Origin of the sequence: Pseudomonas sp. BF-R-19 (genome assembly GCF_019956445.1) — a bacterium.
Classification (GTDB): domain Bacteria; phylum Pseudomonadota; class Gammaproteobacteria; order Pseudomonadales; family Pseudomonadaceae; genus Aquipseudomonas; species Aquipseudomonas fluorescens_BH.
The window spans coordinates 1-25,739 of sequence record NZ_JAHBDN010000082.1; the positions used below are offsets into that span (position 1 = coordinate 1).

30 protein-coding genes and 3 pseudogenes are annotated in these 25,739 nt (G+C 56.1%); 28 read left to right on the forward strand and 5 right to left on the reverse strand.

From position 1 onward, the window contains the following. From KGB28_RS24340 to KGB28_RS24365, 6 genes are all read left to right on the forward strand, one after another. A partial coding sequence (locus KGB28_RS24340; RefSeq protein ID WP_150799222.1) for a transposase domain-containing protein occupies nt 1–97 on the forward strand: 97 nt, incomplete at its 5' end. A gap of 365 nt (nt 98–462) precedes the next feature. Beyond that, entirely contained in the window at nt 463–756 is a 294-nt protein-coding gene (locus KGB28_RS24345) for a hypothetical protein (protein ID WP_223448212.1), read from the forward strand. A 402-nt stretch (nt 757–1,158) separates the two neighbouring features. Then, a complete protein-coding gene (locus KGB28_RS24350) occupies nt 1,159–1,659 on the forward strand; it encodes an integrase (protein WP_223448213.1) in 501 nt (166 codons plus the stop codon). After that, nucleotides 1,656–1,832: an integrase gene (locus KGB28_RS24355; protein ID WP_317853316.1), complete on the forward strand. Its 177-nt coding sequence runs from the start codon at nt 1,656–1,658 to the stop codon at nt 1,830–1,832. The genes KGB28_RS24350 and KGB28_RS24355 overlap by 4 nt, the downstream gene beginning before the upstream one ends. A 76-nt stretch (nt 1,833–1,908) precedes the next feature. After that, entirely contained in the window at nt 1,909–2,163 is a 255-nt protein-coding gene (locus KGB28_RS24360; protein WP_317853317.1) for an AbrB/MazE/SpoVT family DNA-binding domain-containing protein, read from the forward strand. Continuing rightward, entirely contained in the window at nt 2,160–2,507 is a 348-nt protein-coding gene (locus KGB28_RS24365; RefSeq protein WP_223448215.1) for a type II toxin-antitoxin system ChpB family toxin, read from the forward strand. The genes KGB28_RS24360 and KGB28_RS24365 overlap by 4 nt, the downstream gene beginning before the upstream one ends. Before the next feature lie 204 nt (nt 2,508–2,711). Here KGB28_RS24365 and KGB28_RS24370 read toward each other — a convergent pair whose 3' ends face one another. Next, nucleotides 2,712–3,872 (reverse strand): hypothetical protein, encoded by a 1,161-nt coding sequence (locus KGB28_RS24370; protein WP_223448216.1) that lies wholly within the window; start codon nt 3,870–3,872, stop codon nt 2,712–2,714. A gap of 409 nt (nt 3,873–4,281) precedes the next feature. On the opposite strand from KGB28_RS24370, the gene KGB28_RS24375 reads away from it, so the two are divergent. Next, nucleotides 4,282–4,788: a hypothetical protein gene (locus KGB28_RS24375; protein WP_223448217.1), complete on the forward strand. Its 507-nt coding sequence runs from the start codon at nt 4,282–4,284 to the stop codon at nt 4,786–4,788. Between the two features lie 220 nt (nt 4,789–5,008). Here KGB28_RS24375 and KGB28_RS24380 read toward each other — a convergent pair whose 3' ends face one another. After that, complete coding sequence (locus tag KGB28_RS24380; protein WP_223448218.1) at nt 5,009–5,167, reverse strand: hypothetical protein; 159 nt, start codon at nt 5,165–5,167, stop codon at nt 5,009–5,011. Nucleotides 5,168–5,314: 147 nt separating this feature from the next. On the opposite strand from KGB28_RS24380, the gene KGB28_RS24385 reads away from it, so the two are divergent. The 11 genes from KGB28_RS24385 (at nt 5,315) to KGB28_RS24435 (ending at nt 11,411) form a co-directional block, all read left to right on the forward strand. Continuing rightward, the gene (locus KGB28_RS24385; protein WP_223448219.1) at nt 5,315–5,620 is read left to right on the forward strand and encodes a hypothetical protein; all 306 of its coding nucleotides are present in this window, start codon (nt 5,315–5,317) and stop codon (nt 5,618–5,620) included. A 704-nt stretch (nt 5,621–6,324) separates the two neighbouring features. Then, on the forward strand, nt 6,325–7,017 hold the full coding sequence (locus KGB28_RS24390; protein ID WP_223448220.1) for a hypothetical protein: 693 nt from the start codon (nt 6,325–6,327) through the stop codon (nt 7,015–7,017). A gap of 110 nt (nt 7,018–7,127) precedes the next feature. Next, complete coding sequence (locus KGB28_RS24395) at nt 7,128–7,400, forward strand: hypothetical protein (protein ID WP_223448221.1); 273 nt, start codon at nt 7,128–7,130, stop codon at nt 7,398–7,400. Nucleotides 7,401–7,521: 121 nt separating this feature from the next. Beyond that, the gene (locus tag KGB28_RS24400) at nt 7,522–7,965 is read left to right on the forward strand and encodes a hypothetical protein (protein WP_223448222.1); all 444 of its coding nucleotides are present in this window, start codon (nt 7,522–7,524) and stop codon (nt 7,963–7,965) included. 11 nt (nt 7,966–7,976) lie between these two features. Further along, the gene (locus KGB28_RS24405; protein ID WP_223448223.1) at nt 7,977–8,183 is read left to right on the forward strand and encodes a hypothetical protein; all 207 of its coding nucleotides are present in this window, start codon (nt 7,977–7,979) and stop codon (nt 8,181–8,183) included. A gap of 411 nt (nt 8,184–8,594) precedes the next feature. Beyond that, nucleotides 8,595–8,870: a hypothetical protein gene (locus KGB28_RS24410; protein WP_223448224.1), complete on the forward strand. Its 276-nt coding sequence runs from the start codon at nt 8,595–8,597 to the stop codon at nt 8,868–8,870. Nucleotides 8,871–8,884: 14 nt separating this feature from the next. Then, on the forward strand, nt 8,885–9,112 hold the full coding sequence (locus KGB28_RS24415; RefSeq protein ID WP_223448225.1) for a hypothetical protein: 228 nt from the start codon (nt 8,885–8,887) through the stop codon (nt 9,110–9,112). A gap of 523 nt (nt 9,113–9,635) precedes the next feature. Next, nucleotides 9,636–9,929: a nucleotidyltransferase domain-containing protein gene (locus KGB28_RS31880; protein WP_223448243.1), complete on the forward strand. Its 294-nt coding sequence runs from the start codon at nt 9,636–9,638 to the stop codon at nt 9,927–9,929. Nucleotides 9,930–9,945: 16 nt separating this feature from the next. Next, nucleotides 9,946–10,266, forward strand: coding sequence for a hypothetical protein (locus KGB28_RS24425; protein ID WP_223448226.1), 321 nt, complete (start codon nt 9,946–9,948; stop codon nt 10,264–10,266). 57 nt (nt 10,267–10,323) lie between these two features. Continuing rightward, nucleotides 10,324–10,968: a hypothetical protein gene (locus KGB28_RS24430; RefSeq protein ID WP_223448227.1), complete on the forward strand. Its 645-nt coding sequence runs from the start codon at nt 10,324–10,326 to the stop codon at nt 10,966–10,968. A gap of 86 nt (nt 10,969–11,054) precedes the next feature. Beyond that, a complete protein-coding gene (locus KGB28_RS24435; RefSeq protein WP_223448228.1) occupies nt 11,055–11,411 on the forward strand; it encodes a hypothetical protein in 357 nt (118 codons plus the stop codon). Nucleotides 11,412–11,561: 150 nt separating this feature from the next. Here the strand turns inward: KGB28_RS24435 and KGB28_RS24440 are convergent. From KGB28_RS24440 to KGB28_RS24450, 3 genes and pseudogenes are all read right to left on the reverse strand, one after another. Next, a pseudogene (locus KGB28_RS24440) lies at nt 11,562–12,398 on the reverse strand (acyl-CoA dehydrogenase family protein); the annotation flags it as partial. Nucleotides 12,399–12,800: 402 nt separating this feature from the next. Beyond that, nucleotides 12,801–13,718, reverse strand: coding sequence for a transporter (locus tag KGB28_RS24445; RefSeq protein WP_223448229.1), 918 nt, complete (start codon nt 13,716–13,718; stop codon nt 12,801–12,803). A gap of 313 nt (nt 13,719–14,031) precedes the next feature. Next, nucleotides 14,032–14,979 carry an NmrA family NAD(P)-binding protein gene (locus KGB28_RS24450; protein WP_223448230.1) on the reverse strand — a complete coding sequence of 316 codons (948 nt, stop codon included), beginning with the start codon at nt 14,977–14,979 and terminating at the stop codon, nt 14,032–14,034. 1,182 nt (nt 14,980–16,161) lie between these two features. On the opposite strand from KGB28_RS24450, the gene KGB28_RS24455 reads away from it, so the two are divergent. The 10 genes and pseudogenes from KGB28_RS24455 to KGB28_RS31890 form a co-directional block, all read left to right on the forward strand. Further along, nucleotides 16,162–16,488, forward strand: coding sequence for a hypothetical protein (locus tag KGB28_RS24455; protein WP_223448231.1), 327 nt, complete (start codon nt 16,162–16,164; stop codon nt 16,486–16,488). After that, the gene (locus KGB28_RS24460) at nt 16,461–16,880 is read left to right on the forward strand and encodes a PAS domain-containing protein (RefSeq protein ID WP_223448232.1); all 420 of its coding nucleotides are present in this window, start codon (nt 16,461–16,463) and stop codon (nt 16,878–16,880) included. Before KGB28_RS24455 ends, KGB28_RS24460 begins: the two co-directional genes overlap by 28 nt. Before the next feature lie 660 nt (nt 16,881–17,540). Beyond that, complete coding sequence (locus tag KGB28_RS24465) at nt 17,541–17,945, forward strand: hypothetical protein (RefSeq protein ID WP_223448233.1); 405 nt, start codon at nt 17,541–17,543, stop codon at nt 17,943–17,945. A gap of 490 nt (nt 17,946–18,435) precedes the next feature. After that, nucleotides 18,436–19,557 carry a Re/Si-specific NAD(P)(+) transhydrogenase subunit alpha gene (locus tag KGB28_RS24470; protein WP_223448234.1) on the forward strand — a complete coding sequence of 374 codons (1,122 nt, stop codon included), beginning with the start codon at nt 18,436–18,438 and terminating at the stop codon, nt 19,555–19,557. An 11-nt stretch (nt 19,558–19,568) separates the two neighbouring features. After that, entirely contained in the window at nt 19,569–19,925 is a 357-nt protein-coding gene (locus KGB28_RS24475; RefSeq protein ID WP_007992881.1) for an NAD(P) transhydrogenase subunit alpha, read from the forward strand. Then, a complete protein-coding gene (locus KGB28_RS24480; protein ID WP_223448235.1) occupies nt 19,922–21,358 on the forward strand; it encodes an NAD(P)(+) transhydrogenase (Re/Si-specific) subunit beta in 1,437 nt (478 codons plus the stop codon). Before KGB28_RS24475 ends, KGB28_RS24480 begins: the two co-directional genes overlap by 4 nt. Nucleotides 21,359–21,456: 98 nt before the next feature. After that, nucleotides 21,457–21,777, forward strand: coding sequence for a hypothetical protein (locus KGB28_RS24485; protein WP_223448236.1), 321 nt, complete (start codon nt 21,457–21,459; stop codon nt 21,775–21,777). A 105-nt stretch (nt 21,778–21,882) separates the two neighbouring features. After that, a complete protein-coding gene (locus KGB28_RS24490) occupies nt 21,883–23,661 on the forward strand; it encodes an acyl-CoA dehydrogenase C-terminal domain-containing protein (RefSeq protein ID WP_223448237.1) in 1,779 nt (592 codons plus the stop codon). 771 nt (nt 23,662–24,432) lie between these two features. Further along, nucleotides 24,433–25,269 (forward strand): annotated as a pseudogene (locus KGB28_RS31885) (PAS domain-containing protein); the annotation flags it as partial. 78 nt (nt 25,270–25,347) lie between these two features. Further along, nucleotides 25,348–25,554, forward strand: a pseudogene (locus tag KGB28_RS31890) (methyl-accepting chemotaxis protein); the annotation flags it as partial. Nucleotides 25,555–25,739: the final 185 nt, after the last annotated feature.

Sequence of the window (25,739 nt, forward strand, 5' to 3'; positions counted from 1 at the left end):
TCCGTATGCTTACTTGAAGGATGTTCTTACACGCCTGCCGACGCAGCGTGCGAGTGAGATAACCGAGCTGTTGCCGCACAGGTGGGCGCCCGTTTAATCACACAAGGTGTGTTTGGCGGACGCTTACTGTTGAACTGGTTTCGAACCAATGAGGCCGCGACTGCTGGTCTTGGTCTCGATCAAGGGCAAACCACGACTGACTGACGTCCGTGGTCTTTTCCGGTTAGCCATCACTGCACGCAGCTCCGACGAGTGTTCGTGCTGTGTGGTGAGCTTTCATTAAGCGTTGCACCCACCCTGGCCATCTAAATTGGCCGGGGTTTTTCTTTCATGGAGCGCTAGTCTTTCGTTTTCAGCTAATTGTATTTTCCGTGACCGTTGGGCTCGCAATCCTTCGAGGGCTCCACGGAACACTAAACTTGAAATCCGCCCTTCAATATTCGCGATTCGTGGGAGTGGATCATGAGTGACGCCTTCAACTATCCATCGCTCCAGGTCACGCTTGGGGTGATGACACTGCACTACATCCACATGGTGGAAAGCCTTCGGGCGGAAGTCGCACAGCTGCGCAGCGAGCGATCCGACATTGGCTTGAAAGCTTTAGCCGAGAGCCGCAGCCCGACCGCTTATGAAGTAGCTCGGGTACGTGAGCTCAACAAGGAATTGGCCAACAGCGAGCCGGAGCTGCTGGTGATCTTGGAAGCCCTCTATGCAGCGCTCCGTGAGGACATGGAACTTGCCAAGCCGCAGGCGTAGCCCAGTTCAACGGTCAGCGAATTTTCCGTGACCTCTGGCGGTTGACGCTCAAGAGTAGCTATGCGAAATTTACTTTTCGCTGTGTGGCCAGCGCGCACCCAGTTACTTTGCCTCTTAACCGAGGGCTGCTAAGCGGATACAGCCACCAACTTTCGAGTTGTTTTGCTTTAAAAGGGGAAGCTAACTGGGGCCTCAGAAAAACGGCTATCAGCTTTGACTGGTAGCCGTTTTTTTATGCCTAGTATTTCGTCAACCGCTACGTTGCCATCGGTGCTGGGCTCCGTCGCGTAAGCGATTTTCCGTGAACATGCCGAAAACATTGGTGTTAGGCTTCGCTGGAGGCCTGCCACCAACTCTCTCAGGATCGACCTCGATCCGCGTTCAATCCTGACAGAGAGCCCTATGACCGATATTCGCCGCGCAACATCCCTTCGCCTTGGTCAATTCAAACACCTCATTCGCGTTGCATCAGTTACCGGGCGAAATCCTGAGCGTGACGTGATGCTGCTATGGGTCACGCACACGACTGGTATTCGTGTCACCGAACTGGCCCAGGTCGAAATCTCTGACGTGCTTTATCCGAGCGGAGCGGTGCGACCAGAGGTGTATCTGTCGTCGTCCATCACGAAGGGCTGTCGTGCCCGGAACATTTACCTCACGCACCCGAAATGCCTTGAAGCCTTTGAGCGCTGGTTTGAGGTGCGTACGGCACGCCGTTGGGGTTATACCGGCGCCGATGAGTACCGAGGCATGCGCCCAGGTTCGAAGCCGGTTTTGAGTCACAAGGGGCAAGCCTTCGAACTTGCATTCAAACACCGCCAGTTGGATAGCGGGCCAGAGGTAATAGGGCGTGTGATTCCCTGCAACAGGCCATCAGCAGGCTTTACCGACAAGCGGGGATAAAGCAGGGTTCATCGCACAGCGGACGGCGCTCACTCGCGGCAAAGGTACTGGCCGCGACTGGTGACGTTGAAACAGTTCAGATGATTTTGGGGCATTCGGAGCTTGACCACTCCAAGCCGTATGTCACGGTAAGCCAGGACACTTTACGACACGCCTTTGAGCTGGCATTGTAGATACATTGTTTAAACGTCTCGCTTGATTATTTCTGAGCGTGTGTCTACAGTGTATCGACATTGAGAGGTGCTTATGATGGAAGTCAAAATTCAAAAGTGGGGCAACAGCGCTGCGATTCGCTTGCCATCTGACGTGCTCAAGCAAATGAGTTTGGCTGTTGGGTATGTGCTGAACCTCGATTTCACGCCTGAGGCAATGACGCTGAAACCTGCGAAAGCCAAGCCACATTACAAGCTGGCCGATCTAATGGCGCAGTGCGATTTGACCGCCTCGGAGCCTGCCGAAATGGCGGCGTGGAATGCCATGTCACCAGTTGGACGTGAAGCGTGAAGCGGACCAAATTCAACCGTGGCGACATTGTGCGTCTGAACTTGAATCCCACCGCTGGCCGTGAGCAGCAAGGCGATTTTCGTCCGGCGCTGATCATTTCCCCTGCGGCCTTCAACGTTTCAGGATTGGTCCTGATTGCACCTATCACCCAAGGCGGTGATTTTGCCCGCTACGCCGGTTTTGCTGTGCCACTGAGCGGTTCAGGAACTGAGACGCAAGGTGTCGTGCTGTGCAATCAGATCCGCACCGTTGATCTTGAGGCCCGAGGAGCCAAGCGCGTCGAGTCGGTCCCCGAGGTGGTGATGGACGACGTGCTGGCCCGCATTCAAGTGTTGATTGAATAGCAGAGGAAAACGTCACCAATGATGCCAATCGACATACTCGCCGAAACGGCCAAATTTCAAGAGCTGTATGCGGCTTATCCCGGCGCCTTCCATGGCGCAGGAATTGCGCTGACAGTCGTGTTCTTGTACTTCGCCGTGATCGAAATCGCGGACGCGTGGACAATCGCACAAGGGGCCTCCATTCATAGACCGGAGTATGAGAAATTAAGCGAGGCCTCGGAATTTTTCGCAGGCGGTCGCTATATTTTCAATGCTAACAATTGCATTTTTTAATACTTCAATCCGAGCCGGATGGGTCTTCAAAGTGCGGCATGCTTTATCAGCAATTGCGAACGCGTCATTGTAGTAATTAGTATAATCACGCGTAAGTTGCCTACCACCATCCCCGAAAATCTCTGGAATGTACCAAGGTGCAATGGTTACAGGGAAGCGCCGTGTAAACTCATAAATATCCGTTGGTATGGGCAGCGCAGGTTCAATCCACAATGGATCAACCAAGCCCTTATACTCTGCAATAAGTTCGCCAGCTGGATTAAGCGAAAATTTATTCCATACGCCCCAAGACACGTGCTTGTCCAGGTTGCTGACATAAACAGGTGAGAACACTAGGTTGAGCATTGTTATCGGTAGGGTAGCGACGATGGGTTGTGCAGCTCTTAATTCGTTTTCTAGACGCGTAAGTATTGATTTTAGGCTGACAGGATTGTTCGGATCAATCCACGGCGCGACAAGCGGAGAGTAAGCCTCGGCCCATGCTGCTAATCCTTTTATACTGCCTCGGTAAGTACGCGCCGCACGCGAATAACCTGCCACCATGATTGTGAGGGCGTGAGCCCCGGCGAGGTAGATTGCTGGGTTATCATACATTAACAGATCCTGACCATTACGCCCTGCCGCGATTGCTGCATCTTCCAGCAACTTCACCTCTCTGTCCGTAGGCAATTTATGCGGATCAAGTTGTGCGACAGCGCCTTTCATTTGAGTTCTTGATGACGCTAATGCGTGGTTAACCGAAACAATTAACTCATCACGAACAACACCGCGCAATATCTCTGGTAACTCAGCTTTTATAAATATCACGAGCTCATCTATCTTACCTTCAATACGCGCTAGGCGCTGAATGACCTCGGTTTGAAAAGCAGTATCGTCTCTAGTCTTTCCTAGCAGTGCGTTGAGAATCGCCTCCCCTAATCCGGCCCCGACCTTTTCACCGAGTGCGGAGATTAGTGCAGTAGCCCCCTCCTCAAGAAGCTTCATCCAAAGAACTGGAATAACGAATGTTCCGACCGATCCACCAGGCACGCTATTTATATAATTCGGGACTATTACATCATGCGACTTTAAAATTTCCTCATTGTCATTCATTGTGCCACCTCAAAGTAACAATTTGGTTTTAAGTCCATGATACCGTTGCCAGTTAACGTATTGATTTAAAAAGCGAATACGATAACCAGATAAAAGCATTCTCCAACAGAATTGTAGACGGTACTTTTGAGGGTAGCTAAAATAGAATTCGAAATTGGGTTTCTACTAGGCGCTTTCTGCGGTCTCAATGTGCGCCGCAGTCCATAAATCTGGCCAATAAGCAACGTAATGACGGCTGGGAGTGGGCTATGCTGGATGAGAAAATTAATGCGGTTTTCTGTAACTGATTGTTTTTAAATTAATTTTTTCTGCCGGCTTGCCAAATGTCGTGGCTACTCCGATCTTGCTGCCTTGGCATTTGCCCAGATCATAGAGTGTTAAAGGAATTATGGAGCCATCAGGAAAAAAAATGAACGAGCACACTGTTTTCAAGTTTGCGGCAAACCTTGCGGACAGCATCACCCACCTTCGTAACGGTGGGCATAACCTTGCTGCTGTGATGCTGACCTACACAGCAATAGACCAGATGTCCTGGCTTTCAGTGGAACCAGATAAGCATGGCCCTAAGGATTTCGCTGCCTGGGTGAACGATTACATGCTGTCAAAAAATCCTCTGCCCTGCACCGCTGAGGAGCTATGGGTTGCGCGTAACGGCATCTTGCACATGGGCACTGCCGAGGCGGCGGGTCATACGACAAACTCATCACTAAGAAAGCTCGTTTATGTAGCCGGGGATGCGAAGCTCACAGCGAACAACCCGACGGAATATGCCGTTATTAAGTTCGAGGATCTGTTCGGAAGCTTCCTAGCAGGCGTGATGTGGTTTACCTCCGACCTTCAAGCCAACACTGCCAAGCTTGAAGTGGCAAAGCGGAAAATGCGAAAGATGTTGAGAGACTTCGGGGTGGACAGCTGAACGACGGCAGCCTGTCGCTTGACGACTTTAACGACCGCCTTTTGCATGTAGAACGTGGCGAACGCCGGCAACGAGGAAAAGAAGCATGGATTATTTGATTGACCCATTCAGAACGATGTACCACTGGGCAGGTACGGCCTACAGCGCGTATCCCGGCGTTTGCCAAGGGGTAATGACAGTCGTCGCGTGCATCGCCTTGTGGTTCGCTTTCCTGGTCATCTCACACCGCGCAAGTAAGTAGCAAAAGGCCGACCATGACCACCAGCTTGAAGCCCGACGCCCTTGTAAACCCACCCAGTTGCAGCAAGGCATTCTGTACGCAGCTGCTGATCTGGCCCGGTACATTGTCCAGGTCCAGGTCCAGGATGTTGCGGTACAAGACGTTGCGGCACTACTGCGCCGCCAGGGCCTGACCGATGCCAATTGTTCAGACTTGGAAGAGATGGACAAAGAGCAATTGCGCGTGCTGCGTGATGATTTCGGGCTGCCCCTTCGCGGCCTCGACTGACCATAGGAATTGGAATTGATGCTTCATAAATACTCCTTTATAGCTGGATTGGTTTTAGTAGCATTAAGTACTTTTGCGGAACCAATTTATGCGAAGGATGTTCACGTCAGGGCATATACCCGCAGCGACGGAACCCACGTGCAAGCTCATTACCGATCAGCTCCAGATGGGAATTTCGACAACAACTGGAGCACACTAGGTAACGTGAATCCTTATACGGGTGAACCGGGAACGTTAACCTCACAACGTACCGATACAGCTAAAGCGGTTGCGGCGGACACATATGAGGATGATGGTGAATCAGACCCAGACTATGATCTTTGATGACCTCGGACCCTCGGCGGGCGGAGCCTCGCACTGGCCAAACGAGGGAAAGGTCGCTCAGCTGCACCCACAAGCCCGCCGTGCGGGCTACCCATGGCGGCGGCCGGCAAGACGAAAAGGGCTTTGCGTTTCGATACGTCTACATAGACTAATACAGCAACGGCGGCATATCGGGTGACGACTACGCGGGCTGGATCTGGATTCCGCTGCCCAAGGGCAAGTTCCTGAAATTCCACTACGCCTGTTGACCCACGCACGCGCATGACTAATTAGGTCTGAGCAGGCCACTATCGTGGACAGCTTTGTACCGCGAGGGGAACGCTGAGGGTGGTTGCTGGAGGTGGCGGAAAGGCCGTACTCATATTGGCGGCGAACTGGGAAGCACTAAATACCACGGCCCAAATGATGCCCAGGGTAGCTACAAGATTTTTTAAATAATGCATGGAGAGGTGTTCCTGAATCGTTAAGGAACACCTATTTAGTAATCACGACTTTCTGCTGTCCTTGTGCGGTTTTTCCAGCAAGGTGCGGCCAAAGCGAGCAAACCTACTTTCCGGCCGGGCCGAACGCCAAGGTCCTGCACGATAGGAAAATCCGACCAGCCCCACGGGGCTGCATCGGAAAGCGTTCATTGCCCAATCAAGCTAGCAGGGGACAGTCAGTGAACGTTTTGCCAATGCAGCTACGAATCAAGGAAATTTACCGTGACAACATGGAACTTGGCGGCTTTAAAAGATGCGGTGCAACAACAGTACGGGCCTGAGCAGGAAGAAGCGCTCACGCCCACACTCAACTCAGTTATTCAGCGGGGAGCATTTGCCAAGTATCACTATCAAGAGGCTAAACGTTTACTGGAGGCCGCTACCGCCGCACATGCAGAGCCGGGAGAGATGATGCTGCTGATTCTTGGCAGTGATACGGCAAGTGCCGCTTTCGAACAGGCAAGATTCGAAGCTGCCGCCCACATCACCGCTTGCGTTCAGAGCATGCATGCAACCGCAGATACCCTTGCTCACGCAGTGTATTTTGCACTCGGCATGAATTTAGATCCGGCCCTGTACCTCAAACCACGCCAGATCAGCATTTGGAACGTCATGAATAAGGTGTCGGTAGGGCCTATCCAAAAGCAGTTAACCGAGCTTGTAGATCATGAAGGCTTCCGTTACCTAACGGCCCTCAACAATCACTCGAAGCATCGCAGCATCGTCGACATTCCATTTTCACTCGATTTGACAGCTACACCTGGCCCGTCTGGACTCAAATTCGCCGCATTCAAGTATGAGGACGATGAGTTTCCAGATCGCTGGGCTATGCCAACGTTAGATGCGGAGTACGGCCGTCAATCAAAGCTCATAATCGGCATCGGACAAGCACTGAATTCGACCTTGATTACATAACCACGTCTCCTGAGAATCGGTCAAACCCTCAAGCCCTGCCCTGTAACGAGCGGGGCCGTGGACGTAGAAGGCCGCCGATTTTCGCGTTCCTAAAGCGCAAGAGAGAAGACATGGCCACCGCCGCCAAAGGAATTCTTGTAGCGTCGAAGAACGGTGATGTATCCGCCGCCAACAAATCGCTTGCAGAGCAGTTGAAGGCCCATTGGGCGCGCATGAACAGCCCCGAATCCCTGGCACTTGCCAAAGGCGTGCGAGCGTCGTCCGGCATGCCCAAAGTGACCATCCAACCCACCCTGCCAAACCATGGGCGGGTGATGGTTTTTGAAGAAGTGATCGACATGCCGGCAGTTGAAAACACGACCACTGACGATCAACCGAAGTAGTACGGAAAAGTCGCTCAGCTGCACCTCAAGCCCCGGCCTCAAAACCCGGGGCCGAGGACGTAGAAACAGGCCAATTTCGGCCACCGGATCGAGCAGGACACCGCCCAGGAGGGCAAAACAAATGGCTGTGGTTATCGATATCCAATCGTTGCTCCCGCGCATTACTGCCGTTGGTTCCGCGCTTGATGTGTTGGCCGGCGTCACTGATGCGAGTGAGCGCGTATCTGAGCCAACGACACCAGAGCAGCAGGCTGCAATGCAGCAGGTGAACATCGAGCGTGGCAAATTGTATGAGGACTTGCTCACGTTGCTGGTCAAGCCTCAAGCCAAGCGTGCCGCTGAAGCTGCGGCGTTGCGCGCTGTATTCGCCCAGGTATCGCGATGCCTCAAAGATCAGCCGCTTGCTCTCGAAACGCTTGAGGCCTACGAAGAAGACGCTGCCAATAGCCATTCCGACGCGCCTCGACTGCGGGGGTTCCTGCAAGGTTTGTACGCCGGTAAGTCGCTGTCATTTGAGGACTACTGCGAAGTTGATGCCCGCATCGTGTCAGCCTTCGATTTGTAGGGGAAAAATCGATGACAAACACCAACAGCCCCGCCGCCTTGTTCGAGGCGGCAGACAACGAACTGGACTCGCTGCGCCGTGATGCAGAGCGCTATCGCGTGTTACGCGAACACTGGTTGCGGATCGAGGAAGGATCGACCGTGCACCGTGCAGGCGGGCTAGATCTGTGGTGCGACGAGCGCCTGTCGGCCTCAAAAGATCAATCACCGAAAAGTTGACGGAAAACTATGACGACATACGGACGGCATTCACTACCTATCATTGCGACTATTTTGATATCGGCCTGTGGCGGGGACAAGGCTCATGACTCAAGCCCGCAGGACCGAATGACAAGGGAGGCGACGTGTGTTGCTGCTTCGGAACGCTTCGCTCTATATGACGATGCAAAGAAGCATCTGGCTCACGGGATGGATGCGGCTTCAGACTACTTCAGAACGTCTGGCAAACCAGCTCAGTTTCCGAAAATGATCAACGTAGTTCGTTCATCACTCGTTTCTAAGCCAAATGAATTCGTGGCCGCTCTGATCTCGACAACGTGCAACGGCAAAGTAACCGTCGGGCAGCTAGCTGATTTCTAGCCGCCGTACGAAGGTCTGCACCCAGCACCACACCATTAAGGGAAAACGACGATGGCCACGCACTTTGATCCTTACCCTGAGGACGATGAAGCCGAGCAGGCGCCATGCGGCACCTGGCTCGGGGAAGCCAGCAACGGCACCAGCAACTGGGCGCACGTCGATTGCGGTTTGTGCCTGAGAATGAAAGCCAAGATCAGCGCCGCGCACGAAGCAAGCGAAGCCGCCATCGTCGAGCAGATGGGCGATATGGCGGCGTATATGCGCGTAGGCATCCCAACGGCGGAACTTGAAGCGGCGGATGCGTCCGGCTTCATGCTCCACAAGTGACAGGAAACCTGACAATGCCACTGATTCAGATTGAGCAAGATAACCCCGAACTGATCGCGCAGGTGCGTAGCCAGATCGAACAGATGGTCGAGCGGGTGCGCAACTTGCCAAATACGGTGATTGCCGTGGTAGCCGAGGAGTTTGTTCGCGGGTATCTGTCTGCGCTGCTTGAACAACGGCTGCTCAGCGTCGAGCAATGGAAGCAGTTGATGGACGAGACGATGACTGCCGCAAAAAGCTGAGCAGTATCCGGTTCCGGAAAAAGCAAGATCACAAGGTTTATCAAAGCCTTACGAATTCACGGAAAACGCCGAGGTACACCACAAGCCCCGCCGTCAAACGCGGGGCCGAGGACGTAGAAAGATGCTGCATCGGCGTCAATGCAGATGGGTTTTGGGATGACGGAAACAAATGAAAAGCGTGATGCATCGGGTATGCCTGCTAACTGGGAGGTGGCTTTGATCGTCGCGGTTGAAACTCTGGTACAGCTCCGATGGCTTATCAAGAGCGAGCATCAGAAAACAGACGGAGTGGAGAAGCCGGATGTACATGCCCAGGTCGACCGACTTTCCGCGCTGACAGACCTAGCGTACCCCGGTGTCGGTGGGCTCCCGATGAGCGAGACAACAGCTACCAAGCTGCACCAGCACAATGCGACCGCAATGCAGTGGATCAGAGACGGCGGCGCGAACCTATAGGAAAAGGATCATGAACATTGAGACTATGGCTGCTGCCGTCGCGAAATGGGCCAGCTCCTAGCCGCTAATTCGAAAGGCGTATCTCTTCGGCAGTCGAGTTCGTGGCGCGCATAAGCCAAGCAGCGATCTGGATGTCGCGGTCGAGATTTTCACCTTGCAGGGAGATACCAATCCATTTACTACCTGGACCTGTGAAGCGCAGCGCCTCAAGGCCTCGATAGCCGGAATTGTTCCTGTGATCGTCGATCTTGATTGGTATGGAGGTGAGGTGGAGACGCCCCGCATCCATCAGGCTTTAGGGCAGTCAAGTGTCGTGGTCTATGACGTTGGAAATTCCACCTCAACTATCCCGACCATCTGATCCAGGAAGTTCAGTCATGAAGGTGCGGCGAAGTCTGTATGCAGCATTTCTGCTCTGGCCAGTCGGAGCGGGGATGCTTTTTGCCGGCCTTGTGCCGTTTGTGTTTGGTGAAAGTGGGCCTACACGGCTGTTGTCCTTGGTTTTTATCATCATAGGGATGTCATTCAACTGGCTCTGGGCGTTCTACATCAACCGGAGTGGCATGGCGCAGCGTGTACACGATTTTTTGGGGCTTACCCAAAACCCGTTCACCGGTCGGTATGGCGCCACCCAAAAAGAGATAGAGGCTGATGCCCGGCGTGTTCGGGATTCAGCGAGTGACAAGAAACAAGAATGACCGGCTAGTAGCACGCGTTGCCGTCAACTATATCCGTCTCAGTCATAGGAAAAAGCGATGAAGAGGCTGCTGAAGGCTGACAATGCCCCCTCGTACATTGACATCGATTTGAGCGCTTTAAAATGGCGAAAAAACTTGCCAGAGATTGACCTTGGGCTAGCAGATTACTCGCCCCTCTTAAGCCACATTCTCAATGGCAATGAATACGGGCCACTTCTGAACGGGCCCGATGTCGCCAGACATAGAAGTGAGTGGCGCGCTTTCATCAGGGATTTGGCCGCTTGTGCGCCTACAAACTCTGTACTTGTTGATCGGTTTCATACCCAATGGCATGTCGGACACCATCACATCCGAGCACTTGTTGATGACGATGACCTGTTGATGGACATGCTCTGGAAGTGGTTGCCTCGATACAACGGATCTGAGCTGCTCCTCTATCGTGGAGAAAATTTAGATCGATTCGAACTCGGAAGAATTGGTACTGCTTGGACTGATAAAGAAAGTGTAGCCAAGATGTTTGCCAGTGGGTTGAACGCGGAAGGCAGAGGCGGTGTGATCTTGGAAACTACTGGAACTGCAAATTCAATAATCGCCGGCCCATCAGCTCACAGCATCTATTTGAGAGAGTATGAGTACACCCTCGACAGGCGCAGATTGAGCACTATCAGTCTCAAATGCCATTTTTCCCCACGAGAAAGTTAGCCAGTGAGCATCACCCAATTCAAAGCAATCAGCACACTATGCTTTGTGCGACACGACGATAGGAAATGACGAGCATGGAAACAGGCATGACCGAGCAGGACGAAGAAAAATACATGACGATCATGGCTGGCTACGATGCCTTCATTGCGCGGGAAATGGCCGAGCTGCATGCAAAAAATCAAGTCGTGCTCGATCAGGATCAGGCACTGATTTCTCCTGATGCCTTTCAGCAGATTAAGGACACGCTTTCCGAATCCGGTTACACACATAGCTACCTGATTGCCGATCATTCCCTTGGCGAACCCCAAGATGATGGGTTCCTGCTAGGAGACGTTTACGTCGATCAGACTACGAACGGCGGGCACACTGGCGATGATTATGCTGGAACGATGAGCATGCCTTTGCCGGCTGGCCGGTACTTCCAGTTTAGCTACGCCTGTTAAGGGTAAATCCCACCAAGTGCACACCAAGCCCCACCATCAAACCGTGGGGCTAGGTCCGTAGAAGCACACCATTACGCGTCCATTACCTTGAGGTGCTTATGCCAGACGGAATCCTACATTTCTTTGCATTGCTAGCCTTGGGGGCTGTTCGACGATCCAGCCGGTGGCGCCGTCGAAGTTCATCACGCAGGTGGCGGAAGCCTTGATGCCCATCTTGTGCTCGATCGAGCCGCAGGAGACCGCGTTGCGTTCACCCAGGGAACCATCGGCGCTCACCATAAACTTCGGCACCAGGAACAACGAGATGCCTTTCGGGCCAGCCGGGGCGTCCGGCAGCTTGGCCAGCACCAGGTGGATGATGTTCCCAGTCAGGTCGTGCTCACCGCCGGTGATAAAGATCTTGGTACCGCTGATCTTGAAGCTGCCATCGGCCTGGGGCTCGGCCTTGGTGCGGATAATCCCTAAGTCGGTGCCGGCCTGGGGCTCGGTCAGACACATGGACCCGGCCCAGGTGCCGGCATACATGTTCGGCAGGTATTTTTCCTTCAGCTCTTCGCTGGCGTGGGCATTGATCGACAGGCAGGCACCGGCGGTCAGCATCGGATACAGACCGAACGACAGGTTGGCCGAGTTGACCATCTCCTCGACCTGAGCCGAGATCGCCTTGGGCATGCCCATGCCGCCGAATACCGGGTCACCACCCACGCCCACCCAGCCGCCTTCGGCGTAGGTGCGGTAGGCCGCCTGAAACCCGACCGGGGTCTTCACCGCGCCGCCTTCCCAAGAGCAACCTTCTTCGTCGCCGCTACGGTTCAGCGGAGCAATCACGCCACCGGTGACCTTGCCGGCTTCTTCTAGGATGGCGGCGGCGGTGTCTTCGTCCACCACCTCGGCCAGGGCCGGCAACTGGGCCCACAGCTTGGATACTTCGAACACTTCATTGAGCACGAAACGCATGTCGCGCAGGGGGGCTTTGTAGTCGGCCATGATGGAGTCTCGTGGATAGTCGGTGGGCATTGCATATGCCCGCGGTTGAAAAAATCAGTGCCGCGCGGCGGCGTCACTGGGATATGAACAGATGATCGCGACGCTCTCTGGCCCGAGCACGGCGGACAAGGCACCGAGGGCCATTGCGCCGATTAACGCCCGCCTCTGCTCGGTCGATAGCGCACAGTGCGTGCTGCCGCTCGGCAGCGGTGTTCAGCCAGACCACCAGCCCTTGCACGCAGGCCTTGAGCGTCGCGGTGGGTGCCGTGGCGGCAGCCGCCTGCAAGCGCTGCAGAAACTAAAGATGCGAGCTCTACTTGGACCACGTAAGAGGTCGAGCAGATCGGATAAGGGGAGTGGAAATCATGGTACCTCCTGATGTCAGCTGACGCGAAACTCGGTTCATAGCGGGAAAGCAAACTCAAGCCAGAGAGAGTCGCCCTTCGGACCATTTCTGACTGAGGTTTCTTTCATCCACTTCAGCGCTACTCCGGAGGTTTGATCAAAGGCGTAAAACACCTGGGGGCCGATAGCAAATTTGCGAAGGCGATTCCCATCCTCTACGTCACCGTGATCGAAATGGTCATCGGTGACCTGCTTGGTGTAGTAGCCTACCAAGCCTAATTGCACCTTAGGATTCGACTGCAACCTGTATCCAAGCAGGTAATCAATGTTGAACACGTTACCCGAGCGATAATCCGTGTTGTCGTTTTTCGCATTGATGGTAAAGGTAGGCGCAACCGAAACTTCCCAGTTTGGATGTGGGAACCAGGTCAGATCAAATTCCTGCGTATAACTTGCGTTACCAGTTGGACTGTTGGCTAGCTTACTACCATCGTAATTGCCCAATGGTACAAAGGCGCCGAAGCCTGTCTGCAAGTGCAAGTTCTCCGACGGTGAATACCCAACATAGAGTGGTGTCAGGTACAGCTCTTGAAATCCTGAATCTGTATCGCTACTACCAAAAGCGTCTACCTTGATCTTGTTTGCAGAGCCGATCACACCGCTACTGAGAGTTACCCCGTTGTCAAATGTTACATCCCATGTATGCACTATCCTCACCGCCTGGACAAAGTTCTCCAGCTTAAACCCAGGGATAGCAGAGTCACCTCGATTGTCTTTAAAGCTATCGGCTTTGTAATATGCCGTGTAGCTATACAGAGATGTCTCTCCTAGTGCTGGCAAAATTGCAGGGAGAACAGTCTGCACTCCTAAAGGCCAGACTGTACCGCCATTTTCAGTTGCATGACAGATTGACGGTCCGAGCAAAAAGCATCCTACCGCGCCGATTAAGCCGGTAAATGCTACATAATTTTTCATTGTTATTGTCCTATGTAATTTCTGGCTGATAATTACTGCGGGGTGTTTGCACCTATCAGTACAAAGGTCACTTAGGCAGGCTCCATACCGGGGTTTCGCCACGCATAGGCGCTCTCCAGCTTCGACAGATCCAGGCCCTCTACGACCTCCACCACGTAGCGCGCCAAATGTGACTCGGGCCAGCCAGTCTTTATCGGTCGAAAACGGCTCATACAGTCAGGTTCCAGGAGCGACGCGCAACTCTACCGGCGATGGGGAAAGCCCGACAGGCTGCTAGGAAATTAGAATAGTTCTTGGGTGAGCGCCCGATGGCTCAGCTGACCGACTTTTGGAGCTCAGCGGTGAACGGCTCGATGTAGTCGGCGAACAGTTGCTCCAGCGGCGTGCCCTGGAACTGCGGCAGATGCAGGCTGTTCCAGTTGGCCCACAGCGGCATGCCCTCGGGCTGGCCGGTGGCGGCGACGCCGATGCCATGAAGGGTTTTCAGTGGGCCGTCGGGCGCCTCGTCGTAGGCCGCCTGCCATTGCTCGTGATTCAGGTAGCGGCGTTCGACCTTGCGCCCCAGCACGCGCTCGCGTGCATCGAGCAGTTCGTCCCAGGTGCAGTAGGCGGTAGCCGCCACTGGACAGACTGCATTGCGCGAGGCCGGGTGCGCCAGCACGTGGGGAATGATGCGCCCCAGATCCTTGCCGCTGGACCAGGCCACCTTCTGCGTGCCGTCGCCCATGATGCCAACCGGTTCGAGCATGTAGTACTCAGGCCATAGACCCGACGGGATGATGGTGTAGTCCAGCCCGGCCAGTTCGATCATGCGGCGGATGAACACCTTCAGCCGGGCAGTGCGGCTATGTACGGTGCTGATTGTCTGCTGCGCTTCCCACTCGTAGATAAAGCCGAACTCGGACGGAACGAAGCGCTCCACGCCGGCCTCGCGCGCGGCGTGGATCAGCGGGTACTGGGCTTCGGTGGCGCTCAGCGGCACGCACGAGACCAGGTAGTCGGTGCCGCGCAACGCGGGGATCAGCGATTCGGCGCTGGCGGTGTCCGCCTCGCGCAGCTCGACGCCGCGCGCCTGCCAGTCCGCCCACTTCCTCTGCTTTTCGGCGCTGGGCTGGCTGACGCCCAGCGAGGACTTCTCGGGGGCGTCGCCCTGACGCAACAGGACGCGGACGTCAAACACCTCTTGGGCGAGCAGCTCTTCGACGCAGGCCGTGCCCGCCACGCCGGTGGCCGAGAATACCGTTACTGTTTTTCTTGTCATGGTAGTTTCCTTCGAATGGCGACAACTGGAGCGCAGATGCTCAAGCGCCAAGCAAGGGTAGATGGGTAAGTGTCGTGAACATTCCCCCAAGGGCGGGTAGCCGATGGGGGGAGTGTTGTCTCAGCGGTGGAAGGGCCTCGTCACGCAATACGTGGCGAGCATCGCTTGCCAGGGTAAGTGGTGCCGTTCCAGATGGAATGGGTGATAGGCATGAAGGCTGTTCTGTTGTTTACCTTCACGTAAACATGAAGATGTTGATGTCTTGTCAAGCAGGTCGCTGTCCACTGATTGAGGAGAGTAAAGCTGCATATTGCCATGCAGTCCTACGGTTGAGTCGCGCAGATACCGCCTGACCTACATCGCTGATGCAGCAGTTCCCCCCGTTTGCTACCTGCATTGGGGGAGGGGGGCTGCGATTACACTTGGTACGGTTGGAGTGGCTTGGAACCACAACAATAAATTGCATCGCGTACTGCCCAGAGCTCCTCCCTTGCCCCGTGGTCCGAGGGTGTCAGCGGTCGTCACTGTGGCATCTGGAGTGCTGACGGCATGCAGTACGCAAATGCCTGAGAGGGTCTGCCCAATGATCCGCGGTGCTCGTCGGTTATACCTTTTTGTGGCCTTTTTCAATTGGCCTGTCTCGCACTGCTTGTCGCTATGTCGTTGCTGGTTGTCGTCATCAAGGGGGGGGGCAGCAACTGCAGAGGCGATGGCCCATGCCGGGGCCAGGGTGGTTGTGAGTGATATTCAGAGGGGCGCGGCGGAGGTTGTCGCTGGGCGTATCCGCAATCAAGATGGTGATGCCGTAGCGATGAAGCACGACGTCACCAGGGAGTGGATTGAGAGTCCGTCGTGCGAGCGACTGTCGAGTCCTGCGGCGGTCTGGATGTACTGGTAAAAAACGCAGGCATCGAACAGGTCGAGTTAATCACCTAGACCAGTCTGGAGGATTTCAGGCTATTGCACGATTTCAATGTATCCGGGGTGTTCCTGGGGCTTAAGCATGCCGCGCGAGCGGGACTGACCTGGTCGTCGATGGCGGCTATCTGGCCCAGTGATCCAGTTTGAGCGTTGGGTTGCACCGCTCCGGTGCCACTCTTTTTTCTTTCCTCGCGCCTCGCGCACTTCCTTGCATCGTTTTCGCAGAGTCATGCCGGGGCGAGCACCTGACAGGTAGTCTCCATGTTCTTTATATCCACTGCACGCATGGTCAGAAATACGTTACAGCAACTCGTCGGGATGCAAGGCGAGGTGGCGCGCCCGCTTGCGCTATCCGACCGGCAGCTCGCCCGGCAGGCAGAGTTGGTGCTGCGACAGATGCAGCAACGCCTGACCGAACTCGAGCAGATGAATGCGCGAGGCTTGCTCGAGCAGCACCGTCTCGAAGCGAGTAACGTCGGCTTGCAATCCACGCACAGGCTCGCCCAGGAGCGCTTCGATCGGCTGGTGTCCTGCGTCAATGAAGCTTCTGGGAAATATCGATGGCTGAGGGTCATCTGCCGGATATGAATAGCGAACTTGTTCTCTCGACAAGGTCGGGGGCCTTGTTCGGGCACTACGCGCCAGCCCGGTTGGACGGCTGGTTTGAGCGCGTGCATCCAGATGACCGGCAGACCCTGCGGCAGGGGATGTTGGCCTGTGTAAAGGGCAGCACAGAAACTGCTTGTTGTCAGATGGAGTTCCGCCTGGAAGTGACTTCGGGTGAGTATCGCTGGTTCTTGGCGCGCTATGAGATCACCCGTGATGGGCGTGTCAGGACCAGTCATTTGCTGTGTGCACTGCGGGATATCGAGGTTGGCAGACAGCAGTCCGCCATGCTGGAAGTCAGCATGCTGCGTTTCCAGCTCACCCTCGAAACTATCCACGATGCGCTCTGGGATATGGGCGAGTTGCGCGCTTAACACGGAGGCTGGGCGAAAAAGCCCTGAACCCCCGATAAATCGTGTGCTTTTCAGCGCTCAGCGCTGAGTGCCGAGGAGATTTCGGCTCGCCACCGCTGCACGGCAAGTTGATCGGAGCATCCCTAAAAATGGGGGGATTACCCTGCATTGCCATCGTTCAGCCCCCCACTTTCCCCCCGTCTATGGGGGATGTGAATACAGCCGATTCTCATATCCTTGGAATCGAACGCAATCAGCTTTGCACCAGTTGATGGCACTCCAAGGATTTCAAAATGACAAGAAAAACAGTAACGGTCTTCTCGGCCACAGGCGTGGCAGGTAGGTGCCTGTGTCAAAGAACTATTGGCACATGACCTCTTCAATGTTCGCGTATTGCTTCGAGAAGGTAATGCCAGCGAAAAGTCCTCATCTGGCATTTTTTTGTTCGGTGAGGAAAAGCAGAGAAAATGGACGGATTGCAAGAGCGCGGGGTGGAGTTGCGCTCAGCAGACATGAACAGCGTCTAGTGGGCTTAACGACTGCGGCTTAGGCTGGTATTTGTCAGTCTGAGCGAAGCCCCCGCTAAACACTCAGACGCACAGGTGAAATCAACAGCATGAGCACGCAGGCCATATTGATTGACCCAGGCCGTGCCTAATCCAACCACTGAGAATTCGAACAATGATTATCCATACTCGCTGGCTTATGGGCACTGCCGCCCTCTTCAACTGGTCCTTTGTACTTTGCTTTCTGCTCCTGAACACCCAACTTAGTGCGCTACTTCAGCTTGATAGCGCTAGCGGCAGCAACCTTGCCATGCGTGACTTGGCACTGGCCCTCGTCGCCACCTTCGGTGCCGCATATCTCTACGCTGCAATCGACCCTATACGTGGCAGGCCTTATATCGTCCTCGGAGTCCTGGGAAAGAGCCTGGCCGTACTTACGATATTCACTCACTGGTTAGTCGGAAACATTGGCTGGCAATTGCCAGTGCTTCTGATAGGCGATGTGCTCTACAGCCTGCTGTTCATCAACTTCCTGAGTCGTCATCGAGCAATAAGGCCCCCTTCGTTACACAAGGCGTAGTAGATAAGTCCGATCTTGGAAAATACTAAACAAATTTGTAAGTAAGGAACATCCAAATAAAACAAAAACAACAATAGAAGAAAGGCTGCGGTGCCCCGTTTTCCAAAAAATTTATCCCAGATAGCCAGGTAACTTTTGTAACGTTGGCGCCTATGTCGCAATACAATCAGTACAGCATAGGTTCGAATTACCGAGTTGGTAATGGGTGGGAGTTTACCGGAAGCTATCTTTACTCCAAAAATGACGAACTGCATGGCAGTGGCCCTAGCACAGGAGTGAATGTTGGAGCTCGTGGCGATTCTTTAGATTTTGGCGTTGTTTACCACTTTTAGGAAATGATTTTAGTTGTTTTGGCTAATAGAAAAAACTAGGTTTTCATGCCGTGGAAGCGCTTGGACGGGAAATGAAATTTTATTACCCGGCGAGTCGCCAATGCATCATGTAGGTGTTCCAGTCGTGTGCTGGATTAATATTTCGTATGGAGTTATATGTGAAAATCGGTGTTCCTCTTGAGTCGCATTCCGGTGAAACACGGGTCGCTGCTACCCCGGAAACCATCAAGAAGCTGATCGGCCAGGGTCATAAAGTCACTGTACAAAGCGGCGCCGGCATCAATGCCAGCGTTGTCGACAGTGCCTATGAAGCCGCAGGCGCAGCCATTGGCAGCGTCGGCGACGCGTTTGGTGCAGATCTGATTTTGAAGGTCGTCGCCCCCAGCGACAGCGAGTTGGCGCTCATCAAGCGCGGCACCGTTGTGGTGGGGATGCTCAATCCGTTCAACAATGAAACCATCGCCAAGCTGGCCGAGTGCGGCATTACCGCGTTTGCGCTGGAAGCTGCGCCGCGCACCTCTCGCGCCCAGAGCCTGGATGTGCTGTCGTCCCAGGCCAACATCGCCGGCTATAAAGCCGTGTTGTTAGCCGCTCACCATTATCCGCGCTTCATGCCGATGCTGATGACGGCTGCGGGCACCGTAAAAGCGGCGCGTGTGTTGATTCTTGGCGCTGGCGTGGCCGGTTTGCAGGCCATTGCTACGGCGAAGCGTCTGGGTGCGGTGATCGAAGCGTCTGACGTGCGTCCTGCGGTAAAGGAACAGATCGAATCCCTCGGCGCCAAATTCGTCGACGTGCCTTACGAGACCGATGAAGAGCGTGAATGCGCCGTTGGTGTCGGCGGTTACGCGCGGCCAATGCCGGCCAGCTGGATGCAACGTCAGGCCCTGGCCGTGCACGAACGCGCCAAACAGGCTGACATCGTCATCACCACCGCACTGATTCCGGGCCGCAAGGCACCGACGCTGCTCAGCGCGGAAACCGTGGCGCAGATGAAACCGGGCTCGGTGGTCATCGACCTCGCGGCCGCCCAGGGCGGCAACTGCCCGCTGACCGTGGCCGATCAGGTGGTCGTCGAGAATGGCGTGACCATCGTTGGCCCGACCAACCTGGCCGGCGCCGTGGCGGCCGATGCTTCGGCACTGTATGCCCGCAATCTGCTGGACTTCATGAAGCTGCTGTTCGATAAAGAAGGACAGCTGGTGATCAACCTCGAAGACGATATCGTCGCCGCGTGCCTGATGTGCCGCGACGGCCAGATCGTGCGCAAGAACGGCTGAGGATAAAAACAATGGAAGACATGCTGATCTCTCACGGTATCTACAACCTGATCATCTTTGTGCTGGCCATCTATGTCGGCTACCACGTGGTCTGGAACGTGACACCTGCACTGCACACACCGCTGATGGCTGTGACCAACGCCATCTCGGCCATCGTCATCGTCGGCGCCATGCTCGCCGCCGCCCTCACCGTGACCCCGCTGGGCAAGACCATGGGCACCCTGGCCGTGGCTCTGGCTGCGGTCAATGTATTTGGTGGCTTCCTGGTGACCCGGCGCATGCTGGAAATGTTCAAGAAGAAAGCGGCTCCTGCAAAAGCTCCGGCAGCCAAGGCCGAAGCAGTCAAGGCTGAGGTGCAGCAAGCATGAGCATGAACCTGGTTACGTCCCTGTATTTGATCGCCTCGGTCTGCTTCATCCAGGCGCTCAAGGGCCTCTCGCACCCAACCACGTCGCGTCGCGGCAACCTGTTCGGCATGCTCGGCATGGGCCTGGCGATCCTGACCACGGTCGGCCTGATCTACAAGCTCGGTGCCGAGCTGGCCCATGACGGCATCGTCTACGTGATCGTCGGCCTGCTGGTCGGCGGCACGGTTGGTTCGATCATGGCCAAACGCGTTGAAATGACCAAGATGCCGGAACTGGTCGCCTTCATGCACAGCATGATCGGTATGGCCGCCGTGTTCATCGCCATCGCTGCTGTCGTCGAGCCGCAATCGCTGGGTATCGTCAAGCAATTGGGCGATTCGATCCCTGCCGGTAACCGCCTGGAGCTGTTCCTCGGTGCGGCCATCGGTGCGATCACCTTCTCCGGCTCTGTCATTGCCTTCGGCAAACTGGCGGGCAAGTACAAGTTCCGCCTGTTCCAGGGCGCACCGGTACAGTTTGGCGGTCAGCACAAGCTGAACCTGCTGCTGGGCCTGGCGACACTGGCATTGGGCATCACCTTCATGCTGAGCGGTAACCTCAGCGCCTTCGCGCTGATGCTGGCCCTGGCTTTCGTGCTCGGCGTGCTGATCATCATCCCGATCGGCGGCGCTGACATGCCGGTCGTGGTGTCGATGCTCAACAGCTACTCCGGCTGGGCGGCGGCAGGTATCGGTTTCTCGTTGAACAACTCGATGCTGATCATTGCAGGCTCCCTCGTGGGCTCGTCCGGTGCGATCCTCTCGTACATCATGTGCAAGGCGATGAACCGTTCGTTCTTCAATGTATTGCTCGGCGGTTTCGGCAACACGGCAGACGCGGCCGGTCCTGCCGGCTCGAAAGAAGCTCGCCCGGTGAAATCCGGTTCGGCTGACGACGCGACCTTCCTGCTGACCAACGCCGACACCGTGATCATCGTTCCGGGCTACGGTCTGGCGGTAGCCCGGGCACAGCACGCGCTGAAGGAGCTGACCGAGAAGCTGACCCATCGCGGCGTGACCGTGAAGTACGCGATCCACCCGGTAGCCGGTCGGATGCCCGGCCACATGAACGTGCTGCTGGCCGAGGCTGAGGTGCCATACGACCAGGTGTTCGAGATGGAAGACATCAACTCCGAGTTCGGTCAGGCCGACGTGGTGCTGGTGCTCGGCGCCAACGACGTGGTCAACCCGGCGGCGAAGAACGATCCGAAATCGCCAATCGCCGGCATGCCGATTCTCGAAGCCTTCAAGGCCAAGACCATCATCGTCAACAAGCGTTCGATGGCCAGCGGTTATGCCGGTCTGGACAACGAACTGTTCTACCTGGACAAAACCATGATGGTTTTCGGCGACGCCAAGAAGGTCATCGAAGATATGGTTAAGGCAGTCGTTTAGACCTATTGACTATTTGACCAGATCCCAGATCCCAGATCTCCATAGGACGTAGCCAAACCAGCTCTGGTCGCGTTCGCTCGTCCGTTCCGCTAGCGAGCGTGGACGACCTTATCGCCCTGCATGAGCGGCGGTGCCTGCATTTTCTGATGTCCGAGCAGGAGTTCCGTTGCCTGGCCCCGGCACACCAGCGGAAGATCCTGCTGTTGCGCTGCAGTTACGAGGACAAGTTTCTGCAGCGCTTGCAGGCAGCTGGCGCCACGGCACCCACCGCGATGCTCAAGGCCTTCGTGCAAGGGCTGGTGGTCTGGCTGAACACCGCTGCCGAGCGGCAGCACGCACTGTGCGCTATTGACCGAGCAGAGGCGGGCGTTAATCGGCGCAATGGCCTCGGTGCCTTGTCCGTCGTGCTCGGGCCATAGAGCGTCGTGATCACCTGTTCATATCCCAGTGACGCCGCCGCGCGGTACTGATTTTTTCAACCGCAGGCATGTGTAATGCCCATTGACTATCCGCGAGACTCCATCATGGCTGACTACAAAGCCCCCCTGCGTGACATGCGTTTTGTTCTCAATGAAGTGTTCGAAGTATCCAAGCTGTGGGCCCAGTCGCCGGCCCTGGCCGAGGTGGTGGACGAAGACACTGCCGCCGCCATCCTAGAAGAAGCCGGCAAGGTCACCGGTGGCGTGATTGCTCCGCTCAACCGTAGCGGCGACGAAGAAGGTTGCTCTTGGGAAGGCGGTGCGGTGAAGACCCCCGCCGGGTTCCCGGCGGCCTACCGCACCTACGCCGAAGGCGGCTGGGTGGGCGTCGGTGGCGACCCGGTATTTGGCGGCATGGGTATGCCCAAGGCGATCTCGGCGCAGGTCGAGGAAATGGTCAACTCGGCCAACCTGTCGTTCGGTCTGTATCCGATGCTGACCGCCGGTGCCTGTCTATCGATCAACGCCCACGCCAGCGAAGAGCTGAAAGAGAAATACCTGCCGAACATGTACGCCGGCGCTTGGGCGGGCTCCATGTGCCTGACCGAGCCGCACGCCGGCACCGACTTAGGGATTATCCGCACCAAGGCCGAGCCGCAGGCCGATGGCAGCTTCAAGATTTCCGGCACCAAGATCTTTATCACCGGCGGTGAGCACGACCTGACCGAGAACATCATCCACCTGGTGCTGGCCAAGCTGCCGGACGCCCCGGCGGGCCCGAAAGGCATCTCGCTGTTCCTGGTGCCGAAGTTTATGGTCAATGCCGACGGTTCCCTGGGTGAGCGGAACGCCCTGTCCTGCGGCTCCATCGAACACAAGATGGGCATCAAGGCCTCGGCCACCTGCGTGATGAACTTCGATGGTGCCACCGGCTGGATCGTCGATGCGCCGAACAAGGGCCTCGCCGCCATGTTCACCATGATGAACTACGAGCGTCTGGGCGTGGGTATCCAGGGCCTGTCCCTGGGTGAGCGCAGCTACCAGAACGCAGTGGAATACGCCCGCGACCGTATCCAGAGCCGTGCGCCGACCGGCCCGGTGGCCAAGGACAAAGCCGCCGACCCGATCATCGTGCACCCGGACGTGCGGCGGATGCTGCTGACCATGAAAGCACTGAACGAAGGCGGTCGTGCCTTCTCCAGCTACGTAGCCATGCAGCTGGACACTGCCAAATACAGCATCGATGCCGCGGTGCGCAAACGAGCGGAAGAGCTGGTGGCGCTGCTCACGCCCGTCGCCAAGGCCTTCCTCACCGATATGGCGTTGGAAACCACCGTGCACGGCCAGCAGATCTTCGGCGGCCACGGCTTTATCCGCGAGTGGGGCCAGGAGCAGTTGATCCGCGACTGTCGCATCACCCAGATCTACGAAGGCACCAACGGCATCCAGGCCCTCGATCTGGTCGGGCGTAAAGTGGTCGGCAGCGGTGGGGCGTTCTACGAACACTTCGCTGAAGAGATCAAGGCCTTCACCGACAGCGCTGACGCTTCCCTGGCCGAGTTCGTCAACCCACTGAAAGTTGCCATCGCCAACCTGGAGCTGATGACCAGCCATCTGCTGGATCGGGCGAAGGCCGACCCGAACGAAGTCGGCGCCGCCTCGGTGGAGTATCTGCAGGTGTTCGGTTACACCGCCTACGCCTATATGTGGGCCCTGATGGCACGCACCGCGCTGGCCAAGCACGACCAGGACGAGTTCTACCGGACCAAACTGGGCACCGCGCGCTTCTTCTTCGCCCGCCTGCTGCCGCGCACCCACTCGCTGACCGCTTCGGTCAAAGCCGGCAGCGAATCGTTGTACCTGCTGGACGCCGCGCAGTTCTGATCAAAGCCAAAGTGTCTCGGTCTGATCAGAGATCAGCCGGGGGGGTATTGTTTTGCTCTGTCTTGGTTCGGGAGGGGCACCCAGATACCAGCCCCGCGGCACGATGCAGTAACCCGCCGGAGCGTTGCCGACGAACTCGCCCTGGAAGTAGGCGCCGATTACGCCCTCGGCGTGGCGGAACTGGACGTAGGGCCGGATGAGTACGACCATGCCACGAGCTGCTGGGGCGAGCGCCGAAGCAGCTAATACACCTGCCTGCAACTCGCGCCACCCTTTTACCACCTGCATTGGGGGAAGAGGGGCGGGTCTTACCTTGGCACGATTGACATCGCTTGAGACCACGGGACAAGTCGCGCTGGGTATTACTCTCACCCCCCCCTGTTGCCTGGGGTTGCAGTCGGGCTCGCTGTTTTAGCGATAAATACGTGAGCGCGCGAGCAAGCCTCCCGACACCTTATCAGCTCGCAGTGGCCAGGCTGAATGAACCGATTTGAGCGTTGGACGGTGCTACTCATGGCACCGCTCTTTTTTACCTAGCGCCTCCTTGCCGCTTTTCCATTGATCACGACGCGCTGGGTGATGTCTGCATTCTTTCAGGGGTAGTCCATGTTCTTTTTTTCTGCTGCACGCCTTGCGAGGAAAACGTTACTGCAGTTGACGGGGTTGCTCGATGAGGAGGTACTTGGTACCGAGATAAACGACCGGCAACTTGCCTTTCGGGCGGGGCAGGCGCTGGAGCGCGTCCGGAACCGCCTGGCCGAGCTGGAAGGAATGCATGCTGAGGTATCAGCCGAACTTCGTCGGCTGGAAGAGGGACATTCAGTGCTCAGGTCTCGGCATCATCTGGCGGATGATCGCTTTCGGTTGCTGGAATCTAGCGTTGATGACGGCTTCTGGGAGGCTTCCATTGGTGAAGGCCAGTCTCTTGACCTGCGGAGTGAGCTGGTTCTTTCGTCCAGGTTGAGAGGATTGTTCGGTTCGGCTGTTCCGACTCGTTTAGGCCAATGGCTGGTGCGTGTGCATCCGGATGATCGACATCTCCTGCTGCAGTCGTTGAACGATTGGCTGGCCGGGTGCGCAAATATGACTCATTGGTCGTTCGAGCATCGCATGCGGGTGGCATCCGGCGACTATCGGTGGTTTTTGGCTCGCAGTGGTGTCTGTCGAGACGACTGTGGGAATCCGGTTCGCCTGTTGTGCGCGTTGCGAGATATTGAGGTTTCCAGGCACCAGTCCGCTGAGTTGGAGATGAGCAGGGTCCGTTTTCAAATGGTACTCGAAACCATCCACGATGCTCTCTGGGGTATGGAAGTCGTCGCGGGAGATCCGGTCAATCCGCGAAACGAGATCTGGTGGTCGCCGCAGTTCCTGCAGTTGCTAGGCTTCGAGAGGGCCGAGGACTTCCCCAGGGAGCTGAACAGTTGGGCGTCACGACTCCATCCTGAGGACAGACAAGGCAGCATCGGCGCATTTGCTGCCTACATGGTGGACCCCGGGGCGGATGGGCTCCTTGAACTCACTTACAGGCTGCAGCTCAAGAATGGGGGCTACCGCTGGTTCCGAGCGCGTGGGCTCGCTCAGAGAAACAGCGATGGCACCCCGTTTAGAGTGATTGGCTCTCTGATCGACATACAGAACGAGTACGAGGAGGCCGAGCTGCGGAAAATACAGACGCATCAGCATGAGGCGCTGCAGGATAGCCTGAAGAAGCTCGGGGCTATCGTGACCTCGATCCAGGGAATCGCGACACAGACCAATCTGCTTGCGCTCAACGCCGCCATCGAAGCCGCGCGTGCAGGGGAGTGCGGCCGGGGGTTCGCCGTGGTGGCGGACGAAGTGCGCACCTTGGCCATTCGCACTACCGAAGCAACTCAGCAGGCCAGGGCAATGATGAACGGCGACGAATAAGTCAAGGCTCGGCATGGTAGGTGGTTTCCCCCCACCTACCACCTGCGCCGGGTGGACGTCCGGGTACTGTTGCGGCGCCATGATCGGTGCCACAAATAAGAATAACTACCGGTGTCCCCCATGCGAAACCAGCAAGCCCTTCTAGATACCAATTCACCAGACTCTGCCTG